The organism is Verrucomicrobium sp. BvORR106, assembly GCF_000739655.1.
Classification (GTDB): domain Bacteria; phylum Verrucomicrobiota; class Verrucomicrobiia; order Verrucomicrobiales; family Verrucomicrobiaceae; genus Verrucomicrobium.
The window spans coordinates 71,852-86,780 of sequence record NZ_BATR01000093.1 but is presented as its reverse complement, the minus strand read 5'-3'; the positions used below and the strand labels follow the sequence as shown (position 1 = coordinate 86,780).

Annotated in this window: 11 protein-coding genes; 5 read left to right on the top strand and 6 right to left on the bottom strand. The window is 60.5% G+C overall.

The window, feature by feature from the left end:
- The first annotated feature begins 1 nt into the window (after position 1).
- Both BV106_RS15280 and BV106_RS15275 read left to right on the top strand, forming a co-directional pair.
- Positions 2 to 1,414, top strand: coding sequence for a DUF1552 domain-containing protein (locus BV106_RS15280; RefSeq protein ID WP_038166083.1), 1,413 nt, complete (start codon positions 2 to 4; stop codon positions 1,412 to 1,414).
- Between the two features lie 123 nt (positions 1,415 to 1,537).
- The gene (locus tag BV106_RS15275) at positions 1,538 to 3,394 is read left to right on the top strand and encodes a hypothetical protein (protein ID WP_038166082.1); all 1,857 of its coding nucleotides are present in this window, start codon (positions 1,538 to 1,540) and stop codon (positions 3,392 to 3,394) included.
- 454 nt (positions 3,395 to 3,848) lie between these two features.
- Here the strand turns inward: BV106_RS15275 and BV106_RS15270 are convergent, their stop codons facing one another.
- The 4 genes from BV106_RS15270 to BV106_RS15255 form a co-directional block, all read right to left on the bottom strand.
- Positions 3,849 to 4,298: an isoprenylcysteine carboxylmethyltransferase family protein gene (locus BV106_RS15270; protein ID WP_051945903.1), complete on the bottom strand. Its 450-nt coding sequence runs from the start codon at positions 4,296 to 4,298 to the stop codon at positions 3,849 to 3,851.
- A 108-nt stretch (positions 4,299 to 4,406) separates the two neighbouring features.
- On the bottom strand, positions 4,407 to 5,483 hold the full coding sequence (locus BV106_RS15265) for a fatty acid desaturase (RefSeq protein WP_265595703.1): 1,077 nt from the start codon (positions 5,481 to 5,483) through the stop codon (positions 4,407 to 4,409).
- A gap of 381 nt (positions 5,484 to 5,864) precedes the next feature.
- On the bottom strand, positions 5,865 to 6,191 hold the full coding sequence (locus BV106_RS15260) for a hypothetical protein (protein ID WP_265595702.1): 327 nt from the start codon (positions 6,189 to 6,191) through the stop codon (positions 5,865 to 5,867).
- A gap of 110 nt (positions 6,192 to 6,301) precedes the next feature.
- Complete coding sequence (locus tag BV106_RS15255; RefSeq protein WP_038166080.1) at positions 6,302 to 7,417, bottom strand: hypothetical protein; 1,116 nt, start codon at positions 7,415 to 7,417, stop codon at positions 6,302 to 6,304.
- A gap of 210 nt (positions 7,418 to 7,627) precedes the next feature.
- Here BV106_RS15255 and BV106_RS15250 point away from each other — a divergent pair, with 210 nt between their 5' ends.
- Positions 7,628 to 8,695: a prenyltransferase/squalene oxidase repeat-containing protein gene (locus BV106_RS15250; protein ID WP_038166079.1), complete on the top strand. Its 1,068-nt coding sequence runs from the start codon at positions 7,628 to 7,630 to the stop codon at positions 8,693 to 8,695.
- Positions 8,696 to 8,823: 128 nt separating this feature from the next.
- The gene (locus BV106_RS15245; protein ID WP_038166077.1) at positions 8,824 to 11,016 is read left to right on the top strand and encodes a TonB-dependent siderophore receptor; all 2,193 of its coding nucleotides are present in this window, start codon (positions 8,824 to 8,826) and stop codon (positions 11,014 to 11,016) included.
- 515 nt (positions 11,017 to 11,531) lie between these two features.
- Here the strand turns inward: BV106_RS15245 and BV106_RS15235 are convergent.
- Positions 11,532 to 12,290: a LytTR family DNA-binding domain-containing protein gene (locus BV106_RS15235; RefSeq protein WP_038166073.1), complete on the bottom strand. Its 759-nt coding sequence runs from the start codon at positions 12,288 to 12,290 to the stop codon at positions 11,532 to 11,534.
- The gene (locus tag BV106_RS35650) at positions 12,287 to 13,477 is read right to left on the bottom strand and encodes a histidine kinase (protein ID WP_265595701.1); all 1,191 of its coding nucleotides are present in this window, start codon (positions 13,475 to 13,477) and stop codon (positions 12,287 to 12,289) included. Before BV106_RS35650 ends, BV106_RS15235 begins: the two co-directional genes overlap by 4 nt.
- 512 nt (positions 13,478 to 13,989) lie before the next feature.
- Here BV106_RS35650 and BV106_RS15220 point away from each other — a divergent pair.
- Entirely contained in the window at positions 13,990 to 14,814 is an 825-nt protein-coding gene (locus BV106_RS15220) for a hypothetical protein (protein ID WP_081891768.1), read from the top strand.
- Positions 14,815 to 14,929: the final 115 nt, after the last annotated feature.

Below are 14,929 nucleotides of genomic sequence, written 5' to 3'. Positions count from 1 at the left end.
CATGAGCAACATCCTCTCCCAGAACTGGCTCCTCGACCGCCGCCGCTTTCTGCGCGGCCTGGGCACCACCATGGCGCTGCCTCTACTGGATGCCATGATGCCCATGAAAGTGCGCGCTACTGCCGCCAGTGTGGCCGCCGCGGCCAAGCCGCGCCGCAGTGTGTTCGTGTACGTGCCCAATGGTGTGAACGGTATGACCTGGCAGGTGAAGCAGGCTGGCCGGGACTATGAACTCTCTGAGTCACTGAAGCCGCTGGCCAAGTACAAGTCGGACTTCACCGTCTTCAGCGGTCTGCATCATCCCAACGGTCTCGGTCAAGCTCATGTCTGTGCAGACACCTGGCTCACGGGGGCCAAGATCGATGCCCAGGGAGGACGCAAGTATGAGAACAGCGTGTCTTGTGACCAGGTCATGGCTGAGGTCACAGGACAACAGACACGTTTCCCATCCCTGGAACTCTCCATCTCCTCAGGCACGGGTCAGCCCTTCAACAGCAACACCCTCGCCTTCTCGCGTGATGGGGTGCCGCTGCCAGCGGATGACAATCCTCGTGTTATCTTCAACCGGCTCTTTGGTGAGGAAACCGGCGGCATCGCCGCCCAGCGCGCCCGCTTGACCAAGCGGCGCAGTGTCCTCGATGCGGTCATGGATGACGCCAAGTCCCTGCGCCTGGCACTGGGCACGGAAGATCGCACCAAGCTGGACGAATACCTCCATGCCGTTCGTGATGTTGAGCAGCGCACCGAGCGGTTGGACTCCTGGCTGGACGTCCCCAAGCCCACCGTGGACAACAAGAGCTCAGCCCCCTTCCAGAAGGATGTGCCCAAGGCCCAGGCCGGTGAGTACTGGCGCACCATGTTCGACCTGATCGTGCTGGCCCTGCGCACAGACATGACCCGTGTGGTCACCTACATGAACGGCAGCGAGGGCAACGGCCTTGCCATTCCAGAGATCGGGATCACCCAGGCCCGTCACAATCTTTCCCACCACAATGGCGACCCCGTGGTGCTGGAACGCCTGGCAAAGAGCGACGCCTTCCTCATGGAGCAGTTTTCCCACTTCCTCAATGAGCTGAGCGCGATCAAAGAAGGAGATGTTCCCCTGCTAGATCGCACCATGGTGCTCTTTGGCAGCGGCATGAGCTACGGCCACAGCCACTGCAACAGCAACCTGCCCATCCTCCTTGCCGGCGGCAAGGATCTGGGCCTGAAGCACGGTCAGCACATCGACTACAACCGCCCTCACCTGAAGCAGGAGTACAACCTCAGCTACGACGAATGGCGCAGCCTCTGCGGCAAACCCAAGGACTCCAAGGCCCGCCTCAACAACGTGCTGCTCACCATGCTGCAAAAGATGGACGTGAACGCCGAGGCCTTCGTGGACAGCCTCGGCCCCATATCAGAGATCGTGTAAGAGAGATGGATTAGGGAATTGTGATTGGGGATTGTTCCTCCCAGTCCCAAATCCACCTCACGCACCATTCCATCCCCGTCCAATTCTGACGCACTGACGCACTGCCCACTGACAACTCCGCCGATGCAACGCCGCCTCCTCCACGCCCTCTGCGTCCTCCTGCCCTGCAGCCCCCTCTTGCCGACCTCCCTTTCAACCGCCGCCGAGGCCCCAGCAGCTACCACCAGCCCCTCATCCTCACCGGCATTCCCTGCTCATCACTCGGACCAGCGGATCAGCGGAGAACTCGTCAGCATCGATTTCATCCGCCGCATTGGCCAGTTTCGCGCCACCAAAACCGGGGAACTGGTGGAGTTCACCATGCCTCCTTATGGGACCGCCCAGTATCTGAATTCAGAGGCCTCGCTCCGCGATCTCCCGCTGGGCACATTCTTCCTGTTTTTCCTGAACCAGGACACCCAGGGAGGTTGGACCCGGCTGGCCACCATGCAGGACCAGTACACGATGGACGCCAGCCACAGCTTCACCTACCGGCTGGATGAGGTGAAACTGGCGGAAGGCAAACTGCTCACCACCAAACACAGCGTCAGCAAGAAGCAGGATGATCTTGGCAAGAAAGAGCTCCTGGTCACGCCCGGCACCCGCTACTGGCGTGGAGCGGACGCCATCAAGCCGAAAGACCTCAAACCGGGTGACGAGCTTCTTTTCACCCTCACCGGTCGCACTTCCTCGAACCCTGGGACGTGCACAGACATCTGGATCGGCACAGAGACCCATGCGCTGGCAACCAAACAGATACGCGAGAAGTTCGACACCTTCACCAAACACCGCGGCCTGCCAGGCTGGGTGGACAAAACGGAAGGCAACACGGTGACCGTCACCTTCTTCAGCGGCGATGCCAAGCTGTACCAGACTCTCTACGGCGAGGTGCTCGCCCAGGGCAAGGGTGGCAATCTCTGCGTCGCCAACCAGGATCTGCGCACCTGGAACCCCGGAGTGGACAAGGACGGTTGCAGCATCATCTCCTCCGAGCGGATCCCCACCGACGGCTATGGCAACAGCGGCATTCGGGTGACTCTCAAGGTCTCCAACATGCTTGAGGGTTTCCGCAAGGGACGCGTCGTCCGCTTCTTTGGCTCCGGCTGGCCCACCAAGGACCAGTTCTATGGCGAGAGCCTGATGGGCTATGGTTTCGGCCGTCTTCAGACTCCTGAACTCGAGGAAAACCCCGCGAAGGAGTACCCGGATCAATTCCCCTTCCGCACCGACTTCGGCAACGAGCATCTGCCCTGGTACCAGCTCCAGCCAGGAATCGCCCCTCCGCCTTTCGCCCAGCACGTGGTTCTAGGAGAGATTGTCAAAGTGGATGCCGCGTCCCGCACCGGCCAGTTCAAGACGGACCGCACGGGCGAAGTCGTGAACTTCAGCCTCCTCCCGCAAAACCTCGGCAGCATAAAGTATCTCAACACCGATGCCACTCTCGGCGACCTGCCGGTGGGCACCCGCTGCCGCTTTCACCTCTTCCAGGATGAGCAGGGCAAGTTCACCAAGGCCAGCCTCATCTCCGATGAATTCACCCGCCTGGCGACCAACGCCATGACCTACCGGGTGGAGTCCATCCAGCCCACGCTGAATTCCTCCGATCCCACCAGCGTCACCGTGAATGTGAGCTGGCAGATCCCCGAGGTGAAGAACTACAACGGCGACATGGAGCGCCCGCCCGACATCGGCCGCAGCCTCATTCGCATCAACAAGGACACCAAGGTGTGGAAAGGAACCCTTGATCACCCCAGCACGGTTAAAGACCTCGCCGTGGGCGATGCCCTGATCATCAACCTTACCGGTGACTTTGCCAACGACCCAGCCGTGTGCACAGAAGTGTGGGCCGGCCCGGATCTTCACAAGGCCCTGGCAGAAGCCCAGAAGAACAAAGCCAAGCTGGCCAGCGGGAAGGATGCAAAGACCGCGCAGAAGAAGTAGGCCTGGGCGCCGACTGCCTGACCTCCAATCATCAGGGGCCACGACACCAAAGGCTCGAACATCCAGGGAGCGGCGGTTTGTGCTTGCACAACCGCCGGACTTGGCCGGAGGAGACACACTTACAAAACAACCAGCAGCCTTGGGGCACCATAGAGCGTTGGGCATTTGTTGATCGAACGCTCCGCTGCCCATCGGCGGTTGTGCAAGCACAAACCGCCGCTCCTTGGACTGGTGAATCTCGTCCCCCGCAAGCTAAACTGGGCACCCCTTGAAGGCCAAAAAGACCATGCCCGCGGCTCAACCGGGCAGCTCTTCCTCGAAGAGGATTCGGCCATAAGCCCAACGTTGACGAGCCTCAAGCGAGTCTACGTTGGGGGCAAGCAAGAACATCCTCTACTCCGAACGAGTTGCGGCGATCTTGCGGGTGCCTCTAGCGCCTAACTCCCTCCTCCAGTCAAAATCCCCTTACCCGCTTCTGATACGCCACGTATTCAGGAAACTTCCCCCTCATCAACCGCTCCTCCAGCCGGGCCTTCGCGATCAACCACACGGTCAATCCCACAAAGGCCACCATTGCAGCAGGACTACCCCAGACAACCGCCCAACCAAATGCCACATGCATGAGGCTGCTGTACAGCGGATGCCTCACGCGTGCATACACGCCACGTGTCACCAGTTGCCCCCTCTCCAGCGGCTGCGGGTGCGGTGAGCGACTGCTTCCAAGATCCCGCACCCCGGCGATGCCGAGCCACGCCCCACGCAGAATCAAAGCGCCTCCCAGCACCTGCACTGCCCAGCGGGACACGCCTTCAAGGGTATCCCCAAAGCCCGCCGTCGCGGGCCCGAGAATCAGCACCACCACACAAAGGAGGTTTTGAATCCAGATCCAAAGAGGCTGGGGCATCACCACCCACTAGCTCCCCTCAAAACCTCCGTCATCTAAAAAAGATCACAGCTCTGTGCCCTCTGTGTCTCTGTGGTTAAAACCTCAGTATCTTCATCTCTACCCCCCTCACTCCGCCGCTTTCTTCGCCCTCTCCGCACGTGCCTGCCGGGCGGCCTTGTATCCCACCAGTTTGCGCTTGCCTTCATCCCACAGCCGGAAAGTCAGCGACTTCAAACTCTTGCGCAACGTCAGCGGTGGCACGCTTTGAAAAAGCGGTTCCGATTTGTGAGCCCGCTCCAGGCGGTAGTTCGGAATGCGCGGGCTGAGGTGATGGATGTGGTGGTAGCCAATGTTCCCGGAGAACCACTGGAGGATCTTGGGCAACTTGTAGAAGGAGCTGCCTTGCAACGCGGCTTGCGCAAAGTCCCACTCCTCATGCCGCTCCCAATACACGTCCTCAAATTGATGCTGCACATAGAATAGCCACACGCCAGCTGTACCCGCCACCACCAGGATGGTGAGTTGGATGACGAGATACGCTTTCCAACCAAAGGCCCAGGTCAGCAGACCTGCGATCACGAGCAGCATCACGTTGGTGATGTAAACCGAACGCCGCTCCTTCTCCTTGGCCCCTTTCACCGCAAACCGGTTCAGGACGAGGAAAAGGCCCAGGGGAGCCAGAGCAAACAAGACCACCGGGTTCCGGGAAAGACGGTACGAGAAGCGCTTCCAGCGGGAAGCATCTAGGTACTCCTGGACGGTAAGGGTCCACACATCCCCCATGCCGCGCCGGTCCAGGTTCCCCGCGCTGGCGTGATGCACCGTGTGCTCCCACTTCCAATGATGGTACGGTGTGAAGGTCAGAACACCGGTGATGAAACCGAGGATGTCATTTGCCCGCCGCGATCCATAGAAGGAACCGTGCGTGCAGTCATGAAAGATGATGAAAGTGCGCACCACAAATCCGCCCGCCAGGATGGCGAGCGGGATCACCAGCCAGTAAGACACCGACATCGCCCAGTACATGAGCCCCCACAGGGCGAGGTAGGGCACCAGCGTGTTCACCACCTGCCAGGTTGCGCGCCAGGAAGACGGCACCTGGTACTTGCGCACAATCTCCTTCCAGCTCTCCGATTCCGGTTCTGGGTGGGATACGGGGAGGTCGCCAAACAGCCCAGCCTTGAGCGCGTTCTGATTCTTCATCTCAACAACGATACGCCAGAAAGCGCGTCTGCAACACCCCATTCAATCCCCTCCGTGGATCCCTATGCGGCGGCATCACCTTTCGCCCCGGGGTTTTCTCCATGAACCGACACTCGGCTCCGTCAGGCACTTCGCTGTCCGATCAGCCTGCCAGGCTCAATGGCGTATCATAGAGGTTGGAAGTTCCAGCAAAAGCGGACGACACTTCTCTTCAAAAAAGATCGATCCCGACAGAGTTTTCCAAGGCAAATACCGCACAACAAAGAACAAATCACGCTTCCTTGAAATTCACCCCTCCATAGCCACTCCATCTTCTGGACTGTGCTGCATCGACACCTTTCGCGCCGAATCCCTCCCGCTCAACACCAATCCCCGCCCCGCTCAGCGGGCAAAGATCAGGTAGTTTCCCGTAGCCTCGCGGAGTCTCCACCCCTCTGCCGCCAGTCCGTTGAGCACGGCCTCCAGCGTCCCCACGGGCCCGCCCGACGCCCTGGCCACAGAGACGGTGGAGATGTCCACCACCTTGTACTGCTCGATGCGCGGGGCAGTCGGCACCATTGCACCGGGCGGAGCTTCCACCACCACGCTCTGCGCACGGGCTGACGAGGGAGTCAGCCCGCCGATCGAAATCAATCCGGCCGCCAAAGCAGCAACCAGACTCGCACCGGCTCCCACGCCGGCAAACAGAAGAGAAGTTCTCAAGTTCATGGAGTTCACAGGTGAGTTGTTCTTAGTTTGACTGAAAAAACCAGTGTTCTCGGATCGACCGCTGTTGCAGCGATGGGGAGCCATGTCTCAATTGTCTCTAAACGTCGCGCCTACCGCCCAGCATTGCCGGTGCCTGTGCCCGAATTCGAGCCAGCCCCCGTGTTAGACCCTGAACTGGAACGAGTGCCCGAGCCCGTGCTCGTGCCAGAAGATCCGGTGGATGAGCGTGTTCCAGGAGCGTTTGTCCCCTGCCCCTGCCCTGCGGCTGGCGTACGTCGATTGTTGATCTCATTGGAGGCAGGGCTGCCGGGCGTCAGGTTAGCGCCACCCCCAGTGGGCTGCGTCGCATTGGATCCTTTGGCCGGCACTGCGTTGGGGTTCGTGGTATTGCTGTTGAAGTCCGTGCTCCGCGCTCCTGGCACCGTGCCGGTAGCGCCGGTGTTGGTAGCAGCAGGGTTGGCAACCGGGTTTGTCACCGGGCTGCCCGCAGCATTTCCAGCGTTTACTGCATTCTCTCCTGGGATGCCGCCACTCACTCCAGTTCCCGGCCCAATAATCACCGGGAGGCCAGGATTGGCCACACCGCCATTCGGATCACGATCCGATGAATTGCGGCTGCTTCGGTCACTGCCTCCGCTACCCGCAGCTCCTGGCGTAGTCATGTTCTGCCCGCTTTGCTGTGTACTGCTAGATGAGGTAGCCGGGTTGCCCGTCACCGGAGCAAGCCCGGAGAGGTTCTCACCCGTGACACCCCGGTCAGGGTATCCGGGATTGCCTCCCAGCGGCGGCAGCGAGGCACGGTCTGCCGCAGCGCCAGCGTTGGCCGGCGTCGCCGGGGCCGGGTTGGGATCCGTGGTCGCCGCTGACCCGTCCGTAAACCGAATGCCGCCGGGCATGGGCACCACCCGACCGTCCGCAGTAAGCATGGAGCCAGCCGGAATCTTCAGGGGTTGGCCGGAGAAGTCCGTCGCCCCACTGCTGGTGATGCGCAGCGTTTTTTCCTCCGTCACTGGCATGGCTTGACCATTCGCGATCCGGTACATCTTGCCGTTGAAGAGGGTAAAGCCTTCCGCTGGCGTTTGCACCTCCAGGCGAAGCGCATCTGGTTCGGCAGGAGAGGCCGTGGGCGACGTTGGACTCTGGGCAAGAGCCGAAAGAGCAAACATGGGTGTCAGCAAGCAGCCGATGGCAATCGCATTGCGACCCTGGTAGAGGCGGTTTTTCATAATAGTGGGGGTTAAGGATAGCAGTGTTGCCCGTCGGTTTCGGCAGCAACCCCAACATCCAAAGTGGGGGCAGCCGTGCGAGACGCGTCCTAAAACCGGACAGGGGTCCAATGGAGGTTCGGGCAGTATCAATCAGACGCGCCTAAGAACCTCTCCCCACCGCCTATCAGGCAAGACATGCCATTACCCGTTCGTTACCTCCACTGCATCATGAATGCCGCGTACCGCCTCGCTGTTCTGGCGATGATTGCCGGGAGTTTTCAGCTCCACGGCATAGCTGCGGATCCCACCCCTCCGCAGGCTCCAGCGTCTTCAGTTCCCAAGGCCATCGCCGCACGCAGCCTTTCTTTTCTCCAGGAGAAAGGTCAGGCTTGGATCGACGACCGCAGTTGCGTGAGCTGTCATCAGGTCCCTTCGATGCTCTGGAGCCTCCATCGGGCCGCCCAATCTGGACTGCCGGTGGACGTGAAGTATCTGGACGAAACCTCGAAATGGTCCGTGGACTGGAAGAACTGGAACCAGTCGGGTGCAAAGGACGGCCTACAGAAAGTTGCCGCCGCCAATACCGCAACGATGGCGTTTCTGCTGCTCGCCCTGCCTCCCGAGTATTCCGCACAGGCAGACTCGTCTAGCGGCTCCCAGCCTTGGGTGGAGGCGTTACGTGCCCTCCTTCTCGATCATCAGCAGAAGGACGGCTCTTGGAAGGCCGGTGGCCAACTTCCCCTCAGTAAGCGTCCTGCCCGCGAGAACGATGAAGTGGCCACCATGTGGGTCCTCCTTGCCCTGAAGCCTAAATCCGCCCCAGAAGCGGTCAACATTCCGCCCGATCCAAGGCTGGCAACCGCCCAGGACCGGGCTCACACCTTTCTGGCCACCGCCGCCTCGGGGCAGAGTACCGAATGGCATGCCACCCGCCTCCTGCTTCATCCTCAGGATGAATCATTGCGGGAGGCTCTGCTCAAGCTCCAACATCCCGACGGGAGCTGGGGCTGGCTCGCCGCGGAACCGGGCGACGCCTACGGCACAGGTCTGGCCCTCTACGCCCTCGCGAAATGTCAGCCCAAGCCCGTTGCTTCAGAGGCAGTACAACGGGCGATTCGCTATCTGAACGACACGCAGAAGCCCGACGGCAGTTGGCTCGTGCCCAGCACGCGGGGCCGGGACAAAAACAAGCCCATCCCCACCTCTATCTACTGGGGCACCGCCTGGGCGGTCGTCGGTTTACTGGAGTGGGACGCAGCCACCCAGATCGCAGTGGCACCGGTCCCCCAAGGCTGACCGACGCTCCAGATTGCTCAATCTCCGGCCAAGGACCCTAGCCTGAGGATAAAACCAGCCCACTAATTGCAATTGCTTCTCAGATTCAATTGCTTTAAGAAAACGTCGAATTCAACCACTCGACTCTGATGAAACTCAAACCTCGTGCGATCTCCGCACTCTTGCTCGGCGCGCTTACTCCCGGCGCGGTCGTGGCTCAAGTCACCACCTTGGACACCGTCACGGTGACAGCAGCTTCAGAAGGCACTGGCTACGTGGCCCCTGCGGTCATCTCCAGCGGCCTCAAAACCGAGGTGCCTCTGCTTGAGACACCCCAGGCCATTTCGGTGGTCACCAAAGATCTGATCGTGGATCAGGGTGCCCGCAATCTGGAAGACGTGATCAAAAACGTCGCCGGCGTCACCCCGGGCGGCTACTACTCCGAGTGGGACTACTACCGCATCCGCGGCTTTGACGCAGCCTTCACCACCTATCAGGACGGTCTGCGCGGTGACTATGATGGCACTGGTGCCGAAACCTTCGGCCTGGAGCGTGTGGAGGTCATCAAGGGCCCAGCTTCGTCCCTCTACGGTCAGGCTCCGCTGGGTGGCATCGTGAACCTCGTGAGCAAGAAGCCCAAGCGCGAATTTGGTGGCGAAGTGGGCTTCACGGGCGGCATGTGGGACTTCTACCAAGGCACGTTGGATATCAACATCCCCCTGCTCACTCCAGCACCCGTGCTGGCACCGGTTTCAGGAAAGGACGCCAAAAACGTCGCCCCGGTGGCTCCCGTCTCCAGCGATGGCCTGGGCATCTATCTGCGTCTCAATGCCCTCTACAAGGAGAGCGGCTCCTTCGTTGACCATTACGACTACGACCGCCTCTTCATCGCCCCGTCTCTCACCTTCGAGTGGGGAGATGACACCAGCCTAACCTTCCTCACTCACTATGTGAAGGACGACGGCGTCTTCGCCATGCCGCTCCCTGCACGCGGCACCGTCCTGCCTAACCCCAACGGCGAAATACCTGTGAGCCGATTCATCGGCATTCCCGGTAAATCAGGCAAGATCGACATCGAAACGCTTCGCCTCGGGTACGAGTTCAAGCATCGCTTCAATGACGCCGCCACGGTGCGTCAGAATCTGAGCTACTACCGCGTGGAGCAGAACTGGGATAACATCCTGTACCCCTCCTCCCTCAGCGATGATCTGCGCACCCTCTACACCAATCCGTACGACTACAATCGCGGAGTGTACCAGCGCATCTTGGTGGACACAGCGGTGGACTTCACCTTCGAGACCGGCTCCATCAAGCACTCCCTGACCATCGGCACGGATTACTACCACTCCGAGCAGAAGGCCACCTATCATGAGATCAACTTCGATGACTTCCCCGGCTCATACGTCGCCATCGATCTCTTCCGCCCCAACTACCACCAGCGCATCCCGCAGCCCAAGATCAAAGGCTCGTTCACGGCCAACGAGGACAATCTGGGCGTTTACATCCAGGACCACGCCAAGCTCACTGACAAGCTCACGCTGACGGTGGGTGGACGCTATGAGTGGCTCTGGCTGGATGACTCCGGCTCCTATGGCAGCGTGCCTGCGGATGTGAAGGATGATGCCTTCACCCCCAAGGCCGGCATCACGTATGAGTTCATCCCCGGACTCGCCGCTTATGCCAACTACAGCCGCGCCTTCAGACCCCAGTGGGGTTCCCGTGATGAGAGCGATCTTCCCGTGGCACCCGAAGAAGGCGAGAACTGGGAAGGCGGCCTGAAGTACGACCTTCTGGACGGCCGTCTCAGCGGGCTTATTTCCGTGTTCCACCTTACCCGTGAGAACGTGGCCACCAGCAATCTGGCGACCGCCAACCCCTACGACGCCATCGTCAGCGGAGAACAGCGCAGCCGCGGCTTCGAGTTCGAGACCGCCGCCGAACTTCTGCCCGGCCTCAAGCTGACAGCCGCCTACACCTACCTCGATGCCGAGGTCACGGAGGACAATGACATCCCAGTGGGCACTCCGCTCCTCGGCGTGCCGGACCACACCGTCAGCGCCTGGCTGAAGTACACCGTACAGGACGGCCCGCTCAAGGGCTTCGGCGTGGGTCTGGGCGGCCGCTACTACAGCAGCCAGTCAGGTGACACGTACAACACCTTCAACCTTCCCAGCTACGGCTTGGTGGACGCCGCCCTCTACTACGAGCGCGACAACTACCGCGTGCAGGTGAACTTCAACAACGTGTTCGACAAGCGCCACTTCGTTGGCTCCTATGACGAACTCTACGTCCTCCCCGGCGAGCCCTTCAACGTCTCTGCCAGCGTGACCTGGAAGTTCTAGGAAAACAGTCCATCCTCCTCAAGCCCGGGACCGGCCACGCCGTCCCGGGCTTTTTTGTGGGAACGCATCTGCCCACTCCGCCATTCCGAATTCGCGATCCCCGAACCCGGAGGGTTCACCATGAATAGCCTGGGGTCGACCGAGCGTAGCGAGGACTACCCCAGGACGCCCGCCCTCTGCTCTACCGCGGAGCGGTAGGCCCATCGCATCGCCCGCCCCAGACGATCATCCCACAACTCACGCCACACGTCATTTGGACCCGTCGGCCTACCGCTCCGCGGTAGCATCTGCCCCACGACATACCATGGGTAGTCCTCGCTCCGCTCGGCCGACCCATGGCTACGCATGGCGAACCCTCCGGGTTCATGATATAACGCGCAAGAAAGACGCCCCGACGCCCCGACGCCCCGACGCCCCGACGCCCCGACGCCCCGACGCCCCGACGCCCCGACGCCCCGACGCCGACACACCGTTTGACTGATTTACTGATTTACTGATTTACCGAATCACCGACCTCATCCGCCTCCAAACTGCATCCGGTCCCTCAACTCCCGCATCGCACAAGTCAGCGGCAGCTCACTCCCGTCCGTCAGCACCGCCCGTGCAGCCTTTCCGGAATGGCGGATCTCCACGATGCTCTCGATGTTCACCAGTGCAGAGCGGTTCACCCTCACAAACTGCGACGCCGGCAACATTTGCTCCAGCTTGCCGATGTTTTCCCGGATGAAGTGCTTCTCCTTCACGCAGTGCAGATTCACATAATTGCCATCGGCCTCCACCCACAGGATGTGCTCCACCCTCACGATCTGCTCGCGCATGCCAGAGCGCACCAGGATCCTCGCCAGGGAGGGAGGCATCGCCCCTGGCCCGGCCTCCAGCGCGGGTTTCACAGGCGGCTGATCCTGCAAAGTAGAAAGTATTTTCCTCGCCCTGTCCAGTGCCACATCCAGACGCCGGTTCTCGACCGGCTTGAGCAGGTAGTCGATCGCGCTGAACTCAAAGGCGTCCAGTGCATGCGCTCGGGATGCCGTCACCAGGATGGTCACCGGCGGCTGCACGTTTTTCATCCTTTGCAGGATCTCAAGCCCGCTCACATCAGGGAGCTGCACATCCAGCAGCATGATGTGCACCTCATGACTGTCCAGCCAGCGCATAGCCTGCGCCCCGTCCTCCACCTCTGCCACCTCCATGTCAGCATGAGCCGCCAGGAGTCGTCGCATCCTGTCCCGGGCAGGCGTCTCATCTTCGACCACCAGCAGATTCCAGCTCTTCATAGGCGCCTTCCATGTGGAATTTCGATCACAGCGATGGAGCCCCCTTCTTCGCAGGGCAGCACCGTGACTCGCTCGTCGAGCCCTTCCAGATCACCATACGCCGCCCGCAGTCGGGCGCGGGTGTTCTCCAGGCCAATCCCGTCGCGGAGCGGCTCCTTGATGCCCACTCCGTCATCCCGCACCTCCAGGCGCAGCATCTGCCGCTCCGGCTCGATGCGCGCCTTGATGGCAATCGTCCCCACACCTTTGCGAGGGCCCAGCCCATGTCGCACCGCATTCTCCACCACCGGTTGCAGGATCAACACTGGCACCATCCACATGAGGCAGTCCGCCTCGATGTCCGTCGTGAGTTTCAATCCATCGCCAAATCTCGCGCGCTCGATCTTCAGGTACATTTCCACCAGTTCGATCTCGTGCTCCAGAGTCACCTCACGGTTGACGTCGCTTTCCAGCGTCTCATGCAGCAGCACCCCTAGGGAGGTGACGATACGATCCACCACCTCCGGCTCACGATGAACCAGTGAGGCAATCGTGTTCAGCGTGTTGAACAGAAAGTGTGGCCGCAGTTGCGCATAGAGCATTTCCAACCGGGAACGATGCAGCTCCGCAGTAGCCTGCAGCACACGACGCTCCCGCTCCCGCATCTTGACCCTGGCCACAGACATCACGGCAAACGCAGTGATCCCCAGATACACCGGCATCCCCACCAGGACCTGAGGGAGAAACATCGGCGGCCTGGGAGGCGGTGAGTTCTCCCGCCAGGAGGATGGCGGCGGACGTTGCGGTTCCCGCGCCTTGCCCCTCGCTTCATCCATGCCCGCTTCTGCCACCACGGCGTAGAAGCCCACACACAACACCATCCCCACCGTCCACGCGAGCATGTCCATGGCCAGGTGATGCGGCGTCATGCACCAGCGTTTCACTCCTCTGACAATGACCGGGGTCAACAGCATCCACGGCAGCCAGAGCATGGTGCCGAAAATCAGGGCAAAGGTCCAGGACTGCGCTGCTGAAAACTTGAACTGCGTGGCAAACAGGATCGCCAGCACCGGCCAGAGCAGGACGTTCACCACCTTGGTCGTCCGCTCAAACCTGAGGTCGTCATCCAATGGTCCCGTTTCTTGAGCCGGGCGGCCGGGACCTCCACCCTGCACGATCGCAACACTGGCAGGAACATCAGGGTTCATGAAATACTTATTGGAGCCTCCGCCGGTCTTCATCGGCGGAGTTTCAGTTTTACTTTCAGTCACAGACAAAGGGCAATTTGAGCGACGCTATCTCGTGAACCGCCCTCGAACCTGAGTGAATACGATTTGCACTTTTCTGTCCGGTCCGTCCAGCGCACTCGCGTGCAGGCTCCGGATATCAAGCCGTTTTCACCGGCGTACTGCAACAGGATTCTCATTATTCGTGCACCGCTCATCCCGCCTGGGATGGGCCAGGGACGGCGTTGCAGCCGGCGGAGGGGAGTTTGGTTCGTCATCATTTTCGAGGCGTCTGCGACATCATTCCCCGGCTTGGTACCAAGAGGTTCGACCTCGTTGATGCCCTCCTTCATTCTCCGCTCAGAGCGAAGCCCTCGGGCAGACCGGAATACTGACTGACACCCATTCACAACACCAGACCGGCAGGTCGGTTGCACCGCGTCTCCCTGAATTCTCTCATCCCAACCATGCCAGAAATCCCCAACACCCCATCTATGAACCCCCAACATCAACGCCATCGTAAATCCCCCCTCACCTGCCTCTTGGCGGGCCTACTCTTCTTGATTAGCCACACCTCGGCTCATGCCTGGGTGGGAGGGCCCTTCGACAATGGAGACTACAGTGCGACGCTCGACGATCAGGGCGTTTATCAGGCCTCGATCCGGTATAAGAATGGCAGCGGCTACGTGCAGTGGGCCAACAATGCCGACCTCGGCCCCTCGGCTGCCTCCGGCTCCTCTTCATCCAGCAGCACAACCACCACCTCCACCTCATCCGTAGGCAGCTATCTCAATCGCGCCGTGCTGTATTACAAGGGCGTGGCGTTCTTTGGCAATGCCACAGGCATGTCAGACATGGAGGCCAGGGAGGTCACGTGTGTGTTCAACTCGCAATCGGAAGTGACTCTGGACGAGCAATCCAGCACCAGCTCGCAGAACACCTCAAACTCATCGGTCAATGCATCCAGCAGCGTGGTGAACAACGGAGGACGCGGCTTCGTGGCCAATGGCAACTTTGTAGCCAAGATCACCAAGACTTATCCCCAACTCCGCTTCAGCGGCACCGGACAGTTGACCCTGATCAATCCGGACGCCCAGTCCATCATTGCCGACCTGGCCCAGCAGATCGCCGAAAGCCTGGCCGATATCAGCGTCGGTGAAGACGGCACCGTGGCGATAGGGGACATCTTCGACTTCTTGAGCGATCCCGACTTCCTCGCCGCCATCACCCCCAAGACCATCGACGAGATCTCTGAAAGCTCCGAAACCGTCAAGATGACTGTGACAGGATCACGGCGCTACTTCTTGTCCTCCCGCTAGCCCTTCTACCGTCCCAGTCCCACGCATCGATTTCACCCCGACCGTCACACGGTCGCGAGTTCGATGAAACGCGCCCCCTCCCCATCTGCTTCTGACTGCCTGCTACCCTTACCCT